18 protein-coding genes are annotated in these 18,161 nt (G+C 74.4%); 9 read left to right on the top strand and 9 right to left on the bottom strand.

What is annotated here, in order from left to right; translation table 11 throughout:
• Positions 1–31: 31 nt before the first annotated feature.
• Positions 32–1,645, bottom strand: coding sequence for a serine/threonine protein kinase (locus ACFWN3_RS17995; RefSeq protein ID WP_377641988.1), 1,614 nt, complete (start codon positions 1,643–1,645; stop codon positions 32–34).
• Positions 1,646–1,801: 156 nt separating this feature from the next.
• Here ACFWN3_RS17995 and ACFWN3_RS17990 point away from each other — a divergent pair, with 156 nt between their 5' ends.
• A complete protein-coding gene (locus ACFWN3_RS17990; protein ID WP_377641986.1) occupies positions 1,802–2,536 on the top strand; it encodes a Type 1 glutamine amidotransferase-like domain-containing protein in 735 nt (244 codons plus the stop codon).
• A 123-nt stretch (positions 2,537–2,659) separates the two neighbouring features.
• On the opposite strand, the gene ACFWN3_RS17985 is transcribed toward ACFWN3_RS17990, so the two are convergent.
• Positions 2,660–3,691 (bottom strand): Gfo/Idh/MocA family oxidoreductase, encoded by a 1,032-nt coding sequence (locus ACFWN3_RS17985; RefSeq protein ID WP_377641984.1) that lies wholly within the window; start codon positions 3,689–3,691, stop codon positions 2,660–2,662.
• Between the two features lie 33 nt (positions 3,692–3,724).
• Here ACFWN3_RS17985 and lipB point away from each other — a divergent pair, with 33 nt between their 5' ends.
• The 3 genes from lipB (at position 3,725) to ACFWN3_RS17970 (ending at position 6,372) form a co-directional block, all read left to right on the top strand.
• Entirely contained in the window at positions 3,725–4,357 is a 633-nt protein-coding gene (gene lipB, locus ACFWN3_RS17980) for a lipoyl(octanoyl) transferase LipB (protein WP_377641982.1), read from the top strand.
• Positions 4,358–4,561: 204 nt separating this feature from the next.
• Positions 4,562–5,587, top strand: a complete 1,026-nt coding sequence (gene lipA / locus ACFWN3_RS17975; RefSeq protein ID WP_377641980.1) for a lipoyl synthase — start codon at positions 4,562–4,564, stop codon at positions 5,585–5,587.
• A gap of 59 nt (positions 5,588–5,646) precedes the next feature.
• Positions 5,647–6,372, top strand: coding sequence for a DUF4191 domain-containing protein (locus ACFWN3_RS17970; protein WP_377641978.1), 726 nt, complete (start codon positions 5,647–5,649; stop codon positions 6,370–6,372).
• Positions 6,373–6,448: 76 nt separating this feature from the next.
• Here the strand turns inward: ACFWN3_RS17970 and ACFWN3_RS17965 are convergent, their stop codons facing one another.
• Together ACFWN3_RS17965 and ACFWN3_RS17960 are read right to left on the bottom strand one after the other, a co-directional pair.
• Positions 6,449–6,910, bottom strand: coding sequence for an aromatic ring-opening dioxygenase LigA (locus ACFWN3_RS17965; RefSeq protein WP_377641976.1), 462 nt, complete (start codon positions 6,908–6,910; stop codon positions 6,449–6,451).
• Positions 6,911–7,098: 188 nt separating this feature from the next.
• On the bottom strand, positions 7,099–7,482 hold the full coding sequence (locus ACFWN3_RS17960) for an RDD family protein (RefSeq protein WP_377641974.1): 384 nt from the start codon (positions 7,480–7,482) through the stop codon (positions 7,099–7,101).
• Between the two features lie 267 nt (positions 7,483–7,749).
• On the opposite strand from ACFWN3_RS17960, the gene glnA reads away from it, so the two are divergent.
• Complete coding sequence (gene glnA / locus ACFWN3_RS17955; protein WP_377641972.1) at positions 7,750–9,174, top strand: type I glutamate--ammonia ligase; 1,425 nt, start codon at positions 7,750–7,752, stop codon at positions 9,172–9,174.
• A gap of 303 nt (positions 9,175–9,477) precedes the next feature.
• Here the strand turns inward: glnA and ACFWN3_RS17950 are convergent, their stop codons facing one another.
• On the bottom strand, positions 9,478–10,251 hold the full coding sequence (locus tag ACFWN3_RS17950) for a helix-turn-helix transcriptional regulator (RefSeq protein ID WP_377641970.1): 774 nt from the start codon (positions 10,249–10,251) through the stop codon (positions 9,478–9,480).
• Between the two features lie 154 nt (positions 10,252–10,405).
• Between ACFWN3_RS17950 and ACFWN3_RS17945 the strand changes: the two genes are divergently transcribed.
• On the top strand, positions 10,406–11,026 hold the full coding sequence (locus ACFWN3_RS17945; protein ID WP_377641968.1) for a hypothetical protein: 621 nt from the start codon (positions 10,406–10,408) through the stop codon (positions 11,024–11,026).
• A gap of 76 nt (positions 11,027–11,102) precedes the next feature.
• Here ACFWN3_RS17945 and ACFWN3_RS17940 read toward each other — a convergent pair whose 3' ends face one another.
• Positions 11,103–11,810: a hypothetical protein gene (locus ACFWN3_RS17940; protein WP_377645647.1), complete on the bottom strand. Its 708-nt coding sequence runs from the start codon at positions 11,808–11,810 to the stop codon at positions 11,103–11,105.
• A 102-nt stretch (positions 11,811–11,912) separates the two neighbouring features.
• Between ACFWN3_RS17940 and ACFWN3_RS17935 the strand changes: the two genes are divergently transcribed.
• Complete coding sequence (locus ACFWN3_RS17935; protein WP_377641966.1) at positions 11,913–12,542, top strand: class II aldolase/adducin family protein; 630 nt, start codon at positions 11,913–11,915, stop codon at positions 12,540–12,542.
• A 66-nt stretch (positions 12,543–12,608) separates the two neighbouring features.
• Here ACFWN3_RS17935 and ACFWN3_RS17930 read toward each other — a convergent pair whose 3' ends face one another.
• From ACFWN3_RS17930 to mtnA, 3 genes are read right to left on the bottom strand one after another with little or no spacing between them, the layout of a single operon-like run.
• Positions 12,609–13,382, bottom strand: a complete 774-nt coding sequence (locus tag ACFWN3_RS17930) for a hypothetical protein (RefSeq protein WP_377641964.1) — start codon at positions 13,380–13,382, stop codon at positions 12,609–12,611.
• A complete protein-coding gene (locus ACFWN3_RS17925; RefSeq protein ID WP_377641963.1) occupies positions 13,379–14,029 on the bottom strand; it encodes a SatD family protein in 651 nt (216 codons plus the stop codon). The genes ACFWN3_RS17930 and ACFWN3_RS17925 overlap by 4 nt, the downstream gene beginning before the upstream one ends.
• 15 nt (positions 14,030–14,044) lie before the next feature.
• On the bottom strand, positions 14,045–15,127 hold the full coding sequence (mtnA, locus tag ACFWN3_RS17920) for an S-methyl-5-thioribose-1-phosphate isomerase (RefSeq protein WP_377641961.1): 1,083 nt from the start codon (positions 15,125–15,127) through the stop codon (positions 14,045–14,047).
• A 174-nt stretch (positions 15,128–15,301) separates the two neighbouring features.
• Between mtnA and ACFWN3_RS17915 the strand changes: the two genes are divergently transcribed.
• Entirely contained in the window at positions 15,302–17,140 is a 1,839-nt protein-coding gene (locus tag ACFWN3_RS17915) for a Type 1 glutamine amidotransferase-like domain-containing protein (protein ID WP_377641959.1), read from the top strand.
• A 160-nt stretch (positions 17,141–17,300) separates the two neighbouring features.
• The gene (locus tag ACFWN3_RS17910; protein WP_377641957.1) at positions 17,301–18,158 is read left to right on the top strand and encodes a universal stress protein; all 858 of its coding nucleotides are present in this window, start codon (positions 17,301–17,303) and stop codon (positions 18,156–18,158) included.
• Positions 18,159–18,161: the final 3 nt, after the last annotated feature.

Raw genomic sequence — 18,161 nt, 5'->3', positions numbered from 1 at the left:
CGCGGGGCGACCGGTGGCGCTCGCGCGATCGTCACGGCGCCGGACCCAGGTCGCTGATCCGCCACCCGGCGTCGGTGCGCACCAGCGTGAGCACCACCGGCTCCCCCGGGCGTGCCGGGCGCGGGGTGGACCCGGCCGGACCGGCGACCTCGTAGGCCCCGGTGTCGATGCGGGTGCGGACCCGAGCCCGTACCGGGCCGACCTCGAGCACCGACGCCTCGCGCACGACGTAGCGCAGTCCCGTGTACCGCAGCCCGGACCGCGCGAGGGCCGTGACCTCGGTGCGGTCGCGGGCCTCCGCCGCGGAGCCCGGGGCATCGGCCCCGAGGAGGTGGGCCGCGGTGGCGTCGCGCCAGGCGGCTGCCCGGGCCGCGGCGAGGGCGGACACGAGCTCGGCGGGTCGCTCGAGCGGAGCGGTCGGGTCGAGGCGGACGTCGACCGGCACGGTCGCGGTCGGCGCGACCGACGGCCGGGCAGCGGAGCCCTCACTCCGGCCGACCCCAGGCAGACCCGCCAGCCCGGCGGCCACCCCGACCCCCAGGGCCCCCGTGACGAGGGCGACGGCCAGCGCCAGCCCCACGGACCACCGCCCCGTGGACCACCGCCCCATGGACCACCGCCACGTCCCCCGAGACGGCCGGGACGGCCCGTCGTCGGCCCCCGGGCCCCGTCCCGGCGGACGACGGTGCTGACCGGGGCCGCGACGTCCTCCGACTCCCCGCTGCAGCGCGTCCCGGACCGCTCCCCGGCGCGACGCGCCCACCGACGCGAGGCGACGTGACCACGACGGCCTCGCGTCGTCATCGGGCGGCCGGCCCGCAGCCGCGCGCAGGCGGTAGGTGACCGCACTCGTCTCGTCGTCCCCGCGGACCAGCCGGAGCGGCTCGGGCCGCGCCGCGTGGAAGAGCTGCCAGGCGAGCTCGTGGGCACCCGGCCTCTCGGCGAGGTGGGGTGAGACGGCCGCCTGGAGCACCTCGACGAGCGCGTCGGAACCCTCGCCGGCGCGGGACACCTCGGCCAGGGTCGGTCGCAGCCCCGGTGGCCCCGGGGCCTCGCCGGTCAGGCACAGCCACCCCAGCGCGCCGAGGGCGTAGACGTCGGCGGGCGGCCCGGCGTCGGCGCCGAGGACGACCTCGGGCGCCACGTACCCCTCGGTCCCCCAGACGGGCTGCGCGACCTCGCCGACGACGTGGCCGAGCCCGAGGTCGCCGAGCACCGGCCGGCCGTCGAGCTCGAGGAGGACGTTGCCCGGCGAGACGTCGCCGTGGACCACCCCGAGGCCGTGCAGCCGTCCGAGGGCGGAGGCGAGCGGGGCGAGGACGGTGACGACCTCGCCGGGTGCGAGGTGCCCTCGGGCGCGCACGAGGGCGTCGAGCGGCCCTCCGCGCAGGTGCGGCATGACGAGCGCCGCGCGCCCGTCGGGGAGGGGCAGGCACGCCTCGACGGGCACCACGTGCGCCGAGGCGGCAGCCGCCGACAGGGCGGACTCGCGGGCGGCGACCTCGAGCGCGTCGAGCTCGGCGGAGACGACCTTGACGGCCACCCGTCGGCCCGTCGAGTCCTCGACCGCCGCCCAGACCTCGCTCGTTCCCCCGCGGGCGATGAGGGTGCCGAGCTCGAACCCCGGCACGGGTGGAGCGGCCACGACCTCTCCGTCGACGAGGGCTGTGGCAGAACGGTATCCATGCCCGTGGCGCGCGACGACGGCTGCCCCTGACTGCTCGTCACCCTCCATGGGCCAACCCTGCCGGAACCGACACCCGCGTCCGCGAGGTTGTCCACAGGCTCCTAGGGTGTCGGGATGACGACCGACCCCCGCACCATCCTCGCGACGTCCGGCGGCTACCGCTGGGGCGCCCGCACCCGCATCGAGTTCAACGCGCTCGTCCACCACGCCGTCGAGCTCTCCGGGGCCCACGGGCGCCGTCCGAGGGTGGCGGTGCTCGGCACGGCGTCGGGCGACCCGAAGGACTTCGGCTACGCCGCGATCGAGGCTGGCCGCGTCGCCGGCTTCGACGTCACCACCGTCGACCTGTTCCCCATGCCCAACCACGACGACACGGCCGCGGTCCTTCTCGAGCAGGACGTCGTGTGGGTCAACGGCGGCTCGGTCGCCAACCTCCTCGCGGTGTGGGACGTCCACGAGCTCCGCCCGGCGATGCAAGCGGCGTGGGAGGCGGGCGTCGTCCTCAGCGGGGTGTCGGCGGGCTCGATCTGCTGGTACCTGGGCGGCACGACCGACTCGTTCGGCCCGACCCTGCGCGCCGTGGGCAACGGCCTCGGACTCCTGCCCTACGGCAACGGCGTCCACTACGACTCCGAGGCCGAGCGCCGCCCGACGGTGCATCGCCTCGTCGGCGACGGCACGCTCGGCGAGACGCACTGCACCGATGACGGCGTCGGCCTGGTCTACCGCGGGACCGAGCTCGTCGAGGCGGTCACCGAGGTCGAGGGCAAGGGCGCCTACGTCGTCACCCTCGACGGCGACGCGGTGCGCGAGGAGCGCCTCGAGCCGCGCCTCCTCCCGCGCCCCTGACGGCCGGCCTCACCCGCTCTACCCCGCTCTACCCCGCTCTGGTGCGCTTCCCCCCGGTCCTGAACCGGGGTGTAGGCGACAAGTTCGGGGTTACCCCGAACTTGCGCGCCGAGGGCGGGTGGCTCAGGGCGTGGGCGTCACGACCGTCACGACGCGCTCCTCGGCGGACGCGACCCGCGCGGCGTCGATGACCGCGAGCGTGTGCACCGCGTCCCAGGGGTCGACGGGCAGGAGCGCCTGGGGGTCGTCGGAGGCGACCGCCGCCGCGACGGCGCGGTAGAAGTCGAGCTGTGAGGTCACGGCCCGCGCCACGGGCTCGCGCGCGTCGCCGCGGTAGAGCCACCCGCAGTGCGCGGCGTCGGCGTCGGACTGCCCCGACCACGGGTGCTCCTCGGCCTCGAAGTCGACGAGGACGTAGGCCGCCTCGGTCCCGAGGAGCCGCACCCGCGGGCCCGGCGCCCCCGCGACCGAGGTCGCCGACAGGTGCGACACGACCCCCGAGACGTGGCGGCAGACGAGGAAGGCGTCGTCCTCGGCGGGCGTGGTCCGCGCCGAGACGGTCGCGGCCACCGTGACGACCTGGCCGAACAGCTGCACCGCGGCGTCGACGAGGTGGCTGTGGAGGTCGAGGAGGATGCCGCCCCCCTCGGCCGCGGTGGCGTTCTCGCGCCAGCGGTCCTTCGGCACGGGACGCCATCTCTCCCAGCGCATCTCGTAGCGGAACGGCTCCCCCACGAGGCGCTCGCGCACGACGCGCGCCACCGTCCCCTGCTCGGCGTCGAAGCGCCGGTTCTGGAACACGGTCAGGGGTGCACCGCGGCCCGCCGCGTGGCGCACGACGTCGGCCGCCGAGGACGCGTCGACGGCCAGCGGCTTGTCGACGACGCAGACGAGCCCGGCGTCGGCGACGGCCCGGGCCTGCGCCGCGTGCGCCCCGCTCGGCGAGGCGAGGACGACGACGTCGAGGTCGGGCACGGCGAGCAGCTCCTCGAGACCGGGAACGACCCGGACGCCCGGATGGTCGGCGCGCGCCGCCGCGGCACGCTCGGCGTTCGACGTCGACACCGCCGCGACCGTGAGCCCCGCTCCGCGCAGCACCGGGGTGTGGATGGTCTGCCCCGCCGACCCGTACCCGACCAGTCCCACGCGCGTCATCCCGCCAGCGTAGGGCGGCGTACCGTGGGGGTCATGCGCGTCGTGCACCTCGGGTTCGCTCCGGACACCGTCGACTACGTGGAGGCCTGGGACATCCAGCGCGAGGTCCACGCCCAGGTCGTCGACGGCGCCCTCCCCGACACCACCCTGCTCCTCGAGCACACCGCGGTCTACACCGCCGGCAAGCGCACCGAGGACCACGAGCGGCCCTCCGACGGCACGCCCGTCGTCGACGTCGACCGCGGCGGCAAGATCACCTGGCACGGCCCCGGCCAGCTCGTCGGGTACCCGATCGTGCGCCTGCCCGAGGTGCCCATCGACGTCGTCGCCCACGTGCGCCGCCTCGAGGAGGTCATGATCCGCGTCTGCCGCGAGTTCGGCGTCGAGACGGTGCGCGTCGACGGGCGCAGCGGCGTGTGGGTGACCAGGGACTGGCGCGGCCCCGACCGCAAGCTCGGCGCCATCGGGGTGCGGGTCAGCCGGCGGGTGACGATGCACGGCTTCGCGCTCAACTGCGACTCCGACCTCGCCTGGGCGGACCCGATCATCCCGTGCGGCATCGCCGACGCGGGGGTGTCGTCGCTGACCCGCGAGGCCGGCCGCGTCATCACGGTGCAGGACGTCCTGCCGTACGTCGAGAAGCACCTCGCCGACGTCCTCGGCTGACGACGAGCCCTCACCGACCGGCGCCACCCCGGCCGCTGCACCCCGGTTTCCCTCCCTTTCCCCGGGAAGACGTCCGGGGGGAAGAGCCCGTTTTCGGGGTCACCCCGAAAAGCGCCGGCCCACGGACCGCGGGCGAGTGAGCCGTGGGCGAACACCGGGCTCCCGGTTCGGGGACCGTCGGGGGCCCGGCGTAGGCTGGAGCGCGTGACTGTCGCACCCGAGGGACGCCGCATGCTGCGGGTCGAGGCGCGCAACGCCGAGACCCCGATCGAGCGCAAGCCCGAGTGGATCCGCACCACCGCGAAGATGGGTCCCGAGTACACCCAGATCCACGCGATGGTCAAGGGCCAGGGCCTGCACACCGTGTGCCAGGAGGCCGGCTGTCCCAACATCTTCGAGTGCTGGGAGGACCGCGAGGCCACCTTCCTCATCGGCGGTGACACCTGCACCCGGCGCTGCGACTTCTGCGACATCGCCACCGGCCGCCCCCAGGCCCTCGACCTCGACGAGCCGCGCCGCGTCGCCGAGTCGGTGCGGTCCATGGGCCTGCGCTACTCCACCGTCACCGGCGTCGCCCGCGACGACCAGCCCGACGGCGCCGCCGGCCTGTACGCCGAGACGATCCGCCAGATCCACGCCCTGAACCCCCACACCGGCGTCGAGATCCTCCCGCCCGACTTCGGCGCCAAGCCCGAGCTCGTCGGCCAGGTCTTCGACGCCCGCCCCGAGGTCTTCGCCCACAACCTCGAGACCGTCCCGCGCATCTTCAAGCGCATCCGCCCGGCGTTCACCTACGACAAGTCGCTGCGCGTGCTGTCGATGGCGCGCGAGGCCGGGCTGGTCACCAAGTCCAACCTCATCCTGGGCATGGGCGAGGAGGACCACGAGGTCGAGGAGGCCATCCGCGACCTCCACGAGGCCGGCTGCGACATCCTCACGATCACGCAGTACCTGCGCCCCTCCCCGATGCACCACCCCATCGACCGGTGGGTCAAGCCCGAGGAGTTCGTCCACTGGTCCGACGTCGCTCAGGACATCGGCTTCAAGGGCGTCATGGCCGGACCCCTCGTGCGCAGCTCGTACCGCGCCGGTCGCCTGTGGGCCACCGCGATGAGGAAGTGGGGCCGCCCCATCCCCGAGCACCTCGCCCACCTCGGCGAGGCCGTCTCCGACCCCGCACGGCAGGAAGCGGCGTCGTTGGTCGCTCGGGCGGCCCGCACCGTATCCTGAGGGTCGACACCGCGGTTCCCCCGCGACGCCCAGCACCCCGATCAGGAGCCCTCCCTCCCGTGTCCGACCAGCCCGAGAAGAAGCCCGGCCGCATCGGCCAGATCCGCCAGGCCTACGGCGCGATCAAGTCCCTCGACCCCAACCTCGGGTGGTGGATGCTCCTCGCCGCGGTGGGCACCGCCGCGGTGCTCGTCGCCGGCGGGTTCCTCATCGGCGGCTGGTGGCGCTGGTACGCCGTCCTCATCGCGATCCCGAGCGCGCTCCTCGCCGCCGTCATCGTCATGAACCGCCGCGGCAACACCGCGATGTACGGCGCGCTCGAGGGCCAGGTCGGTGCCGCGGGTGCCGCCCTCACCGGGCTCGGTCGCCGCGGCTGGTACGCCCAGCAGGAGCCCGTCGCCATCGACGGCGCCCGCGGCACCAAGCCGAGCGACCTCGCCGGCGCCGCGATGGTCTTCCGTGCCCTCGGCCGCCCCGGCGTCGTCCTCATCGGCGAGGGACCCGAGCACCGCGTCACCAAGCTCCTCAAGCAGGAGGAGAAGAAGGTCTCCCGGGTCGCCCCCGGGGTGCCGGTGCACCTGTGGGTCGCCGGCGACGGCGAGGGCCAGGTCCCGGTGAAGAAGCTCTCGGGCAAGCTGACCCGGATGCGCCCCGTCATGACCAAGGACGAGACCTCGGTCGTCAACAAGCGCCTGAAGTCGCTGGGTGGGATGCGCCCGCCGCTCCCCCAGGGCATCGACCCCACCCGTGCCCGCGTCGACCGCAAGGCCATGCGCGGCAAGTGACCCCGCGTCCCCGACGCAGCGAGCGGCCCCGGTTCGGACTCGAACCGGGGCCGCTGCCGTCAGCGGGCCGAAGGGGTCAGGCCCGCTGGTCCGCGAGCTTCCTCATCGACAGGCCGAGGAGGATCTGGATGAACCCCAGGCCCATCGCCATGGCGCTGACCCCGAAGGCCAGGACCGAGGTGAAGAGCGAGGCCCGCAGGAAGGAGCCGTTCATGACGGTGGCGCGCACCGGGTCCTCGCGGTCGAGCTCGGCGTAGGTCTTGCCCTTGCTCGCCTCGAGCGCGTGGTGGTTGATGATGTCGGCCTCCGCGTAGGCGCTGAACGGGCCGTTGACGTCGTCGCCGGCGAACCAGCGGGCGTCCTCGGCCACGGTGATGTTCTCGGCGGACAGCTGGCTCTGGACCAGGACCCAGGTCGACGCGCCGCCGATGAGCATGATGGCGCCGATGATGGCGACGACGAGGCCGGAGATCTTGACGAACCCGTGGCCGTTCCTGGTGGTCTCCGCCGCTGCCGGTCGGGTGGTGGTCTCGCTCATGTCCGCTCCTGTGCCCTGGTGGTGTGCCGGCCCTTTTGCTCCGGCCCCCCATTTGTACTACTACGCTTCGTCGTACTACAAGTCGTAGCGCTGTTCCATGCGTCACACGCCCGGACGCAGGAGGCGACGCGGGACGCGGGACGCAACGACACGCCGTGAGGAACGGCGTGGGTCGGGCCGGGGTCGGCTCAGAGCCGGACGATGCGCGTGCCGGCGATGACGTCGTGCAGGCCCCGGCCGTCGCTCGCGGTGAGCACCGCCGGGACGAACAGGCAGAGCAGGATCGTGCGCACGACGACCTGGAGCGGGAAGGTTCCCGGCCGGACCTGCCAGACCTGCAGGCCGAACAGCCGGTGGCCGACGGTCGAGCCCGTCACCGACACGAACAGGATCGTGAGCACCGCGAAGATACCGAGCGGGAGGAAGGCCGCCGCTCCCCCACCAGAGCTCGTCCCGAGGAAGAGCAGCGCGACACCCTGCGCGATCAGCCAGTCGACGACGACGGCACCGAGGCGGCGGCCGAAACCCGCGGTCTCGGGGCCGGTGGGCGTCGAGGGCTCTGCGGGAGGCACGTCGCCACTGTAGGCGGGACCGGCGGGCGACCCCCGACCAGGGGTGCGGGCTCGCGACCTGCGGCGTCGTCGACACCGGGCCGCCCGGTCTCACCCGTTCCGCCTGTCGAGCGGCGCGTCTCGCCCATTGATACGGTGGGCTGCGTTACACCGCCGAAACACATGGGTCACGGTCGGGAAACCGCCGCTCCCTAGTGTGAGCGCCACACCCCGTGGGTTGGCGCCTCGACGCCCGTGCCCGACAGAGAACCACCAGGAGGTTCATCAGTGTTCAGCTCTGCTGACGAGGTCCTCGACTTCATCAAGTCCGAGGACGTCAAGTTCGTCGACATCCGCTTCTGCGACCTTCCGGGCGTCATGCAGCACTTCAACGTGCCCGCCCAGACGGTGGACAAGGACTTCTTCACCAACGGCCAGATGTTCGACGGGTCCTCGATCCGCGGCTTCCAGGCCATCCACGAGTCGGACATGAAGCTCGTCCCGGACCCCTCGAGCGCCTACGTCGACCCCTTCCGTGTCGAGAAGACGCTCATCATGAACTTCTCGATCGTCGACCCCTTCACGGGTGAGCCCTACAGCCGCGACCCGCGCAACATCGCCGCGAAGGCCGAGGCCTACCTCAAGTCGACCGGCATCGCTGACACCGCCTACTTCGGTGCCGAGGCCGAGTTCTACGTCTTCGACGACGTGCGCTTCGAGACCAAGCAGAACGCCAGCTACTACTACATCGACTCGGTCGAGGCGGCCTGGAACACCGGCCGCGCCGAGGAGGGTGGCAACCGCGGCTACAAGACCCGCTACAAGGGCGGCTACTTCCCCGTCCCGCCGGTCGACCACTTCGCCGACACGCGCGACAAGATCTGCCTCAACCTCGCCGAGGTCGGCATCGAGGTCGAGCGCAGCCACCACGAGGTCGGCACCGCGGGCCAGCAGGAGATCAACTACCGCTTCTCCACGCTGCTCCAGTCCGGCGACGACATGATGAAGTTCAAGTACGTCGTGAAGAACACGGTGTGGGAGGGCGGCAAGACCGCCACGTTCATGCCGAAGCCGATCTTCGGCGACAACGGCTCGGGCATGCACACCCACCAGTCGCTCTGGAAGGACGGCGAGCCGCTGTTCTACGACGAGCGCGGCTACGGCGGCCTGTCAGACCTCGCCCGCTGGTACATCGGTGGCCTGCTCAAGCACGCCCCGGCGCTGCTCGCCTTCACCAACCCGACGGTGAACAGCTACCACCGCCTGGTTCCCGGCTACGAGGCGCCCGTGAACCTCGTGTACTCGGCCCGCAACCGCTCCGCCTGCGTGCGCATCCCGATCGCCGGCGACAGCCCCAAGGCCAAGCGCATCGAGTTCCGCATCCCGGACCCCTCGAGCAACCCGTACCTGTGCTTCGCCGCCCAGCTCATGGCCGGGCTCGACGGCATCAAGAACCGCATCGAGCCCCCCGAGCCGGTCGACAAGGACCTCTACGAGCTGCCCCCGGAGGAGCACGAGGCGATCGCCCAGGTCCCCGGCTCGCTCCCGGAGGTGCTGCTCGCCCTCGAGGCCGACCACGAGTTCCTGCTCCAGGGTGACGTCTTCACCCCGGACCTCATCGAGACCTGGATCGAGTGGAAGCGCAAGAACGAGGTCGACCCGATCCGCTTCCGCCCGCACCCCCACGAGTTCGAGATGTACTTCGACATCTGAGCCAGCGAGGCACGATCAAGGCAGCCCGACGGCGCTTTCCGAGACGACCCGACGTCGTTGTGAAGTCGCTGAGGCCGCCGTCGAGGGTATGGGTCACCGCCACGTTTGGCCCCCCGACTTCGGGGCAGGATCACGTGACCACCCCGGAGGACAGGGCCTCCGTGCGGGTACAAGGCGAGACCCCCACTCCTCACGGAGACGGGGGTCTTGCTGGTTCACTGCGGGCCCTGACGGGCCCGCGGGGTGCCAGACTGGCCGTGGTGCCGCCGGTGGCACCCCTGCGCCGCCGGCGGCATCCTCGCGTCAGGCGCGGATGACGGCGCGACAGCCGAGGCGGGCGGCGAACGGCTCGACGGTGACGTCGGCCTCGGTCCCCCGGGCTCGCAGGAAGCCCTCGACGAGACCCTCGTGCACCCGGCAGACGACGTCGGGGCGCACGAGCGCGGCGTCGAGGAGGGGGCACGTGCGCAGCAGGAGGTCGGCGCCCTCGCGGTCGCCGGCGGGCCGGCGGGTCAGGTCGTCGTCGACGAGCGGGGAGAACCCGAGGGCGTCGAGCAGCTCGACGGCCTCGGCGACGACGTCGGGGTCGCGGTCCTCGTCAGGGGCCGCACCGGCGTCGGGATCGGCGGCGGGGTCGGTCGTGTCCTCGTCCGGGACGAGACGTTCGGCGTCGGCCGCGAGCCGCGCACCCCACGCGAGCCCGACGGCACGGGCCTGCGCCGGGGGGTCGTCGTCGGTGGCGACGAGGTGGTCGGCGAGGGTGGCGACGAGCGCGGAGTGCTCGGGCGAGGCGGCGCCCCCGGCCAGCTGGACGAGCCCCGACGGGGACAGCGAGTAGGAGACCGACGGGCGGCCCATGCCGCCGCGGTTCTGCTCCCCCTGCACCAGCCCGTCGCGGGTCAGCGCCTCGAGGTGCTGGCGGGTCGTGTTCTCGTGGCCGCCGAGCGCGCGGGACAGCTCGGCCGTCGTCGCGGGCTCGTGCCGGGAGACGGCGCGAAGGACCCGAAGACGGGCGGAGGGCAGGGGAACCGTCGGCGCCTGCGGGCGCAACGGCCCACGGTCGCGAGAGGGGGCCACCTCGCCACTGTAGGTAGCCCTGGATCGCGATGCCACCCCGGTCCGGCGCGAAGGGCCGAACGGCCCAGCCATCACGGCCGACCGGCGAGGTCCCTCCCACGCCCCGACACGGAATCCGTTGGCCCCGTGGGCGGCTCCCTGCGAGGGTGGTCGAGTGGGAGCCACCCGGGGTGTCGTCGTGCTCGTCGAGGGGCCGAGCGACGTGGCCGCCGTCGAGGCCGTCCTCGACAGCGCCGGCCTCACCGAGGGCGTCGAGGTCCGCTCGATGGGCGGCGTGACGAACATCCGCACCGCGCTGGCCACCGTCCTCGGCGAACGGCCGGCGCCGCGCGTCCTCGGGCTCTGCGACGAGGGCGAGGTCGACGTCGTGCTTCGCGCGGTGCGGGCCGCCGGAGCGCCGGTCGTCAGCGCGGCCGACCTGCCCGACCTCGGGTTCCACGCCTGCCGCGGCGACCTCGAGGACGAGCTGATCCGGGCCGTCGGCGCGGCCGAGGCGGTCGCACTGCTGGGCGGGCTCGGGCTCGAGGCGTCGTTCGAGCGCTTCCGCCGCCAGCCGGCGTGGCGGGGACGCGACCTCGGCGCCAGCCTGGCCCGCTTCGCCGGCGCCGGCTCGGGACGCAAGGTCCGCGTCGGGCGGGCTCTCGCCCGGTCCCTCCCGCTCGAGCGGCTGCCGGAGCCGCTCGCCCGCCTCGTCGCCCAGGTGGCCGCGGCCCGCGACGACACGACCGGACCGTCCCTCGGCACCGTCGCGGCGCTGCCCTCGCGCGAGGGGTGAGCGGGGCACCGGCTCAGGACCCGAGGACGCGCAGGGGGCCCGGTCCGTGGCGGACCGGGCCCCGTCACGTCCGGGGTCAGAAGCCCCCGAAGTCACCGCCGCCGAAGTCGCCTCCACCGCCGAAGTCGCCGCCTCCACCACCACCCCAGTCGGAGCCGCCGGCCCAGTCACCACCACCGGCGTCACCGCCGACGTCGCCGCCGGTGTCCCCGCCACCCGTGTCGCCACCGTCAGTCCCCGCGTCACCGGAGTCGGACCCGGTGTCGCCGCCCGTGTCGCCCGCCTCCTGCGCCTCGGGGCTCTGGTCGTAGCCGTCGAAGAGGGCGTTCGCGATGGCCGACCCGACGACGACACCGGCGATGGTGCCCATCATCGAGCCCATGACCATGCCACCCATCCCCATGCCGCCGCCGCCGAACGAGCCTCGGGAGAACGTGTTCTGCAGGGTTCCCGGGCGACGCATCTCGGCCCGGGTCGCGGCCCGGGCGAGGTCGGCGGGCTCGGTCGAGCTGCCGGCCTCCTCGGGCGCCTGGCTCGAGAGCTCCTGGAGGACCTGCTGGCGCTGCTCCGGGGTCAGCGAGGCGAAGGCCTCGGCGTGGATCGCCTCGAGCTGCTCGGGCGGGGCGGTGCGCAGGAGGTACCGGTAGCGCGCGACGGCGCGCTCGTCCTCGGACGCGCCGGGACGGGACGGGGTGGGCGTGCTCCCCCAGCCCCCGCGGGTCGGCGTCGACCCCTGACCCTCGGGCTGCGGAGGTCGGCCGAGCAGCCGGTCGAGAAAGCCCATGTCGATGTCCCATCGTCCGCGCGACCCCGCGGTCGGGACCGTCACCGGTTCAACGGTGCCACCTCCCCCCGGGGTTCCGGTGGGTCCGCGACAATCGACCGCGTGACGACCACCCGTGACTCCCTCATCGACGACCTCATCGACGCCGGCCGCCAGCTCGTGGCCCGCGGCCTCGTCCAGGCGAGCGGGGGCAACCTGTCGGCCCGCCTGCCGGGGGGTGACCGCTTCCTCGTGACGGCCTCGGGCACGTGGCTCGACCGGCTGACGCCCGACGACTTCTGCGAGCTGACCCTCGACGGTGAGGTGGCCGGTGGGACCCGGCGCCCGTCGGTGGAGTGGAAGCTGCACCAGCGCACCTACGCCGTGCGCGGGGACGCCGGTGCGGTCGTCCACCTCCACCCGCAGCACGTGCTCCTCGTCGACATGCTCGGTTCCCCCATCCGCTTCACGACCCTGGACCACCAGTTCTACGTCGGCTCGGCCGGGCGGGTCCCCTTCCACCCGGCGGGCTCGCAGGAGATCGCCGACGCCGCCGCCGAGGCCGCGCGCGACCATGACGCCGTCGTCCTCGCGCACCACGGCTGCTCGACGCTCGGGGAGAGCGTGTCGATGGCGCTGCGCCGTGCGGTCAACCTCGAGGAGGCGGCGACGATGACCTACCGGCTGCTCCTCGCCGGCGACACGACCTCGGACTTCCCGCCCGAGTGGGTCGGCCGGATCATCGAGGTCTGAGGGAGCCGCGTCGCCAGCCGTCCGCCCGGCCCGCCCGGTCCACCCGCTGACCGAGGCCTCGGCGACTCAGCGGGTCAGGGCGAGCGAGACGAGCGCGACGAGCCACGAGACGAACGACCCGACGAGGAAGTACTCGGTGACGTGGTCGATGCCGACGCCGTCGACCCCGCTGCCGTCCTTGCGGGTGGCCTGGAGCTCGGGGAAGCGGATGAGGCCCTTGGCCGCGATGACGAGGCCGGCCGCCGTCAGCTGCCCGGCGAGACCGAGCCCGAGGATGAGGACGCGCTCCATCGGACCGAGCAGCCGCCCACCGCGCAGCTGGTCGGAGGGCTGGGGGTCGTCGGCGGTCGCGAGGTCGTCGGGCAGGACCGGACGCATGGCGCCGACGGCGACGAGGACGAGCCGGACGAGGACGTTGGCCGTCGAGAGGTTGACGAGGACCAGCCCGACGACGAGGAGCACGCCTCCGGCGGACGGGTCGGGACCCACGAGCGGCAGGTCGGCCCAGGCGAGCCATCGCGCGAGCGGCCCGTCGACCGGCGAGGCCCATCCCGACAACCCGAGCAGCCACGCGACGCCGGCCCCGAGGGCCACGAGGGCCCCGACGTGCCCGCTGCCGGTGTCGACGGCCTGCCGGGACAGCCGCTGCCACAGCACGAGGGAGAGCAGCGAGGCGGCGAGGACGACGAGGTCGACGGGCTCGGTGAGCCCACCGAGCAGCGCGAGGACCGCGACCGTGCCGGCACCGGCCGGCACGGACCACCGGGTGGAACCACCCGAGGCGGCGCGCACGAGGTCGGCGAGGCCGAGGCCGACGAGCCAGACGGCCAGCCAGGTCACGGGAGCGCCCGGAGCAGCTCGTGCGCGGCGAGGACGGCCCCGATGCCGTCGGCCCGGACGCGCTGGGAGACCGCCGAGGCGCTGATGCCCTCGAGGGTCGCGAGCTCGCTCTGGGTGGTGTGGGGGTCCATGAGTCCTCTCAGCAGTCGCAGCGACCGGTCGGACAACGAGCCAACCAGATGGTCCCGACACAGCAGGGCCGCGTTGACGGCGTCGAGCACGGGGTCGTCGTCGGCGGCGCGCACCGCGGTGCGGGCGGTGCGGGTCGCGGCGGTCGTCGCGGCGGCCTCGGCGGCCTCGATGGCGGAGCGGGCGGCCCACCAGCCGGGTCCGTCCTCGAGGCCGCGGCGGGCGTCGAGGGTCGTCACGGCGCCCCGCCCGATCCCGAACCGGGTGTCGACGCCGGGGAGCAGGTGCAGGCGCACCCGCAGGGCGGCGTCGAGCGCCCCGCCGAGGGTGGCGTAGCTGCCCTGGAACTCGTCGCCGACCGTGACCCGGAGCTCGCCGAGGGCGGGCACGACGGCGTTGACGCCGACGAGGGCCTTCTCGACGGCCCGGTGCAGGGCGCGCCGGTTGGTCGCCCCGCGCGAGTCGACGATGTCGCCGATGAGCACGACCCGTGAAGCCTGGTCCTTCATCCGTCCCATGTGAAGATCATACCTTCATTCTGGTCGAATGAAGCCATCCTCTTCCTCAGGAGCAGACGGACCCAGGGTCGTGAGGTCGGCGCCACCGCGAGGCTCGGCGACGCCGCGCTCGGTGGCGACGGCGTCGACGAGGCGGGCCGGCGTCACGTCGAACGCCGGGTTGAAGCCACGGGTCCCCTCGGGGGCGAGGCGCGTGCCGGCGAGGACGGTGACCTCCTCCCCCGCCCGCTCCTCGATCTCGATGCCCGAGCCGTCGGCCATCGACAGGTCGACCGTCGACCACGGCGCCGCGACCATGAACGGGATCCCGGCGTCGGCGCAGGCGAGGGCGACCCCGAGGGTGCCGATCTTGTTGGCGGCGTCGCCGTTCGCGGCGATCCGGTCGGCGCCGACGACGGCGAGGTCGACGAGGCCGCGCAGGATCGTCGAGGACGCCGCGCCGTCGGCCTGGACCACGTGCGGGATGCCGTCGGCGGCCAGCTCGAAGGCGGTCAGCCGCGAACCCTGGAGCAGCGGCCGGGTCTCGTCGGCGTAGACGAGCTCGAGGCGCCCGCGGGAGTGGAGCTCACGGATGACGCCGAGCGCCGTCCCCCACGCCGAGGTGGCGAGCGAGCCGGTGTTGCAGTGCGTGAGGACCCGCAGGCGCGGCCGGTCGAGGCGCGCGAGCAGCCAGTCGGCGCCGAGGCGGGACAGCTCACGGTTGGCGGCCTCGTCGGCGCGCGCGACCTCACGGGCCGCCGCGAGGACCGCGTCGCGGCCCTGCCCCATGAGCGGGCGGACCTGGTCGACGCCCCACGCGAGGTTGACCGCCGTCGGGCGGGCGTGCCGGACGCGGTCGACCGCCTCGTCGACCTGCGCGGCGGACCAGCCCTCGCGCGCGCCCTCGTCCATCGCGACGACGACACCCATCGCTCCGGCCACGCCGAGGGCCGGTGCGCCACGGACCGCGAGCTCGGCGATCGCGGTGACGAGGTCCTCGGTCCGGTCGATGGAGCGGAAGGTCGTGGTCCCCGGCAGCAGGGTCTGGTCGAGGAGGCGGACCGCCCCACGCCCGTCGGTCCCGGCCCGGTCGTCCCACTCGATGGCGATGAGCGTCATGCCGCCAGCCTAGGTGTCGCCATCCCCACCCGCGGCGGTGGGCGCCCCACCGTGGCGGCGACCGCTCCCCGGGTGGTGACGGGCGCACTCGCCCGCGGACGCCGTCCACCCGCGCACAAACCGGCTGGTCCGAGGGCCCCTCGGCGGGCCCCGCTCCCACTACGGTCGGTCGGCATGAGCCCAGCGCAGCGACCGTCCCCGGCCCGAACCCTCCTCCGCGCCACCGCCGTCGGTGGACTCGCCGTCACGCTGGCGTCGGCCTCGGCCGTCGGGGCGGCCTCCGGCGACGAACCGACCGTCCTGACACCCATCGGGGGCGGGTACGTGACCTCGACCCTCGAGGGCTTCTCCCGTGCCGCCGCCGAGGGTGCTAGCGGCCCGACGGTCGACCTCGTCGTCGTCCCCTCGGCGTACGGTGACGCCCCCAAGGACCGGGCCGAGAACCTCGTCCTCGCGCAGGAACGCACCGACCAGCTCGACGCCGCGTGCGACGCCGTCGTCACCGCCCCGTTCACCGGGTGCACCGCGACGCTCGGCGTCCTCCTCACCCGCGCCGACGCCCTCGACCCCGCCAACGCCGCCGCCCTCGCCGACCCGGCGACCGACGGCGTCTACGTCCTCGGCGGCGACCAGGGGCTGGCGATGCAGGTCCTCGCCGCCTCCCCCGCCGAGGCGGCCATCACCGCCGCCGTCACCCGCGGCGCCGCCCTCGGCGGGACGAGCGCGGGAGCGGCGGTCGAGTCGCGCACGATGATCAACGGCTACGTCGGCGACCTCGGCCCCGCCGAGGGCCTGCGTCGCGACTCCACGCTCGTCTGGTGGGGCGACGACCCGGACCTCGAGCGCGGGCTCGACGTCGGGTCGCGCGCGACGGTGCTCGACCAGCACTTCCACCAGCGCGGCCGGCTCGGTCGGAGCCTGTCGACCCTCGCGAGCGCCGACGACCGGTTCGGCGGCCAGAGCCCGGTGGGCGTCGGCGTCGACTACGCGACGGGGGTCCGGCTCACCGGCGACCGCACCCTCTCGGGCGTCTTCGGTGACTCCTCCGTGGCCGTGATCGACCTCGAGAGCCTCGACTCGACCCACTCGTGGGTCGGCAGCCCCGCGACGCTGTCGGCCCGGCGGGTCGTCACCCACCTGATGACCGAGGGCACGACGTACGACCTCTCGACCCGCGTGATGACGCGCGGCGGCACCGCGCTGCCCCTCCCGACGGGTGCCGGGTGGACCGCGCCGGCCTCGCCGTCCCAGGTCGGCGGGACGGTCTTCCTCGGCGGCGGCGGGCTGCGGGAGGGGGTCGTGCGCCAGGTCGTCGCCGCCGCCCGGGCGGTCGACGGGTCGAAGACGGCGCGCCTCGTCGTCCTCGCGGCCGCCTCCGGCTCGACGAAGGAGGCCAACGCCTACGGCCAGGCCCTGAAGAAGGCGGGGTGGACCGGACAGGTCACGACCGTCGTCCACGGGACGAGCGCCTGGTCGGCCTCGGCGGTCTCCGGCGCCACCGCCGTCGTCGTCGTCGGAGACACCCCGCCCGCCCTCGCGCAGGCCATGGCCGACCCCGGCTACCGCAGCGTCGTCACGACCGCCGTGCGCCGGACCCCCGTCGTCCTCACCGACGGCGCGACCTCGGCCGTCCTCGGCTCGCGCTGGTCGGCCAAGGCGCGCCCCACCGCCTCGACGCTCGAGGACGAGGGCATCGCCGCGTACCGGGCCGACGACGCCCAGTGGCTGCCCGGCCTCGCGCTGGTGCGCGGCACGGTCGTCCCGCACCTCACCGACGACTTCCGCTGGGGTCGGCTCCAGGCCGGGGTCGCGGCGGCGCCGTCCGAGCTCGCCCTCGGCGTCGCGGCCGACTCGGCCCTCGTCCTGGCCCCGGGCGGCGCCCGTGTCGCCGGGGCGTCGGTCGTCGTCACCGACGGTCGCCAGGCCGCGACGTGGACCTCGGCCAACGGCGCCCTCGGCGCGTCGGGCGTCGTCCTCGACGTCTTCGGGTCCGGGGAGTCCGTGACCCGCTGAGCCGACGGGTGGCACGACCCCGGCCCTTGCGCCACCGCCGGGGTCGTGCCACGGTCGAGGGGTGGGGACCGCACGGTCCCTCGACGACGGAGACGTCAACCGCCGCACCGCCCTTGGCGTGACCGCCGCCGCGAGCAGCATCGCGATCGGAGGAAGTCCCATGGCCGGTTCCCGGGTCGTCGTCGGGGTCGACGGGTCCCCCCTCTCCGTGGCCGCGGTCGGCCACGCCGCCCGCCTCGCCGCCGCCCGAGGGCTCGACCTCGTCGTCCTCCACGCGTTCGCCGCCGACCTGCCGATGCTCGGCTTCGGCGGCGGTGCCGACCGCGGCGAGGTCGACGCGCACGCCCAGCGGCTGCTCGCCGCGGGAGTGGCACGCGCCCACGCCGTCGACCCCGGCCTCACCGTGACCACCCTCGTGCGCGACGGGTTCGCGAGCCAGGCACTCGTCGACGCGTCACGGACGGCGGCGCTGGTCGTCGTCGGGGCCCGGGGGCACGGGGTGCTCAGCCGGGCGAGCGTCGGAGCCGTCGCGATGCAGGTCGTGACGCACGCACGCTGCCCCGTCCTCGTCGTCGGGCACGAGACCGCGTCGGGCTCGGACGGGGGCCGGGTCGTCGTCGGCGTCGACGGCTCCAAGGCCTCGCTCAAGGCCCTGGGAGCCGCCTTCGACGAGGCGGCCCGCACCCGGGCCTCCCTCGACGTCGTCCACGCCTGGCAGCCGCGGGGCGCCGGTGACCCGACCCTGTCGGCCTCGTCGAGCTGGAGCAGCTACGAGGCCGAGCTCGAGGCCTCCGTCGAGGCCGCCCTCGGCTCCCGCCGCACCGAGCACCCCGACGTCAAGGTCGAGCAGGAGGTCGTGCGCGGTGACCCGGCCAAGGCCCTCGTCGACCGCAGCGAGGGCGCGTCGCTCGTCGTCGTGGGCAGCCGAGGCTCGGGCGGGTTCGAGGGGCTCCACGTGGGGTCGACCGCGCTGCAGCTCATGGGCCGCAGCCACGCCCCCATCCTCGTCGTGCGCTGAGGA

The sequence above is a fragment of the Oryzobacter terrae genome, from assembly GCF_042756445.1.
GTDB lineage: Bacteria > Actinomycetota > Actinomycetes > Actinomycetales > Dermatophilaceae > Oryzobacter > Oryzobacter terrae.
Note: the sequence above shows the minus strand (reverse complement) of the source record. Positions and strands in the feature narration are given on the sequence as shown.

Bases quoted from the DNA above. Each gene is read 5' to 3' on its own strand.
- ACFWN3_RS17965 (WP_377641976.1), bottom strand. From the start codon at position 6,910: ATGAGCGAGACCACCACCCGACCGGCAGCGGCGGAGACCACCAGGAAC.
- ACFWN3_RS17940 (WP_377645647.1), bottom strand. From the start codon at position 11,810: ATGGGCTTTCTCGACCGGCTGCTCGGCCGACCTCCGCAGCCCGAGGGT.
- ACFWN3_RS17925 (WP_377641963.1), bottom strand. From the start codon at position 14,029: ATGGGACGGATGAAGGACCAGGCTTCACGGGTCGTGCTCATCGGCGAC.
- ACFWN3_RS17985 (WP_377641984.1), bottom strand. From the start codon at position 3,691: ATGACGCGCGTGGGACTGGTCGGGTACGGGTCGGCGGGGCAGACCATC.
- lipB (WP_377641982.1), top strand. From the start codon at position 3,725: ATGCGCGTCGTGCACCTCGGGTTCGCTCCGGACACCGTCGACTACGTG.
- mtnA (WP_377641961.1), bottom strand. From the start codon at position 15,127: ATGACGCTCATCGCCATCGAGTGGGACGACCGGGCCGGGACCGACGGG.
- ACFWN3_RS17915 (WP_377641959.1), top strand. From the start codon at position 15,302: ATGAGCCCAGCGCAGCGACCGTCCCCGGCCCGAACCCTCCTCCGCGCC.
- ACFWN3_RS17910 (WP_377641957.1), top strand. From the start codon at position 17,301: ATGGCCGGTTCCCGGGTCGTCGTCGGGGTCGACGGGTCCCCCCTCTCC.
- ACFWN3_RS17990 (WP_377641986.1), top strand. From the start codon at position 1,802: ATGACGACCGACCCCCGCACCATCCTCGCGACGTCCGGCGGCTACCGC.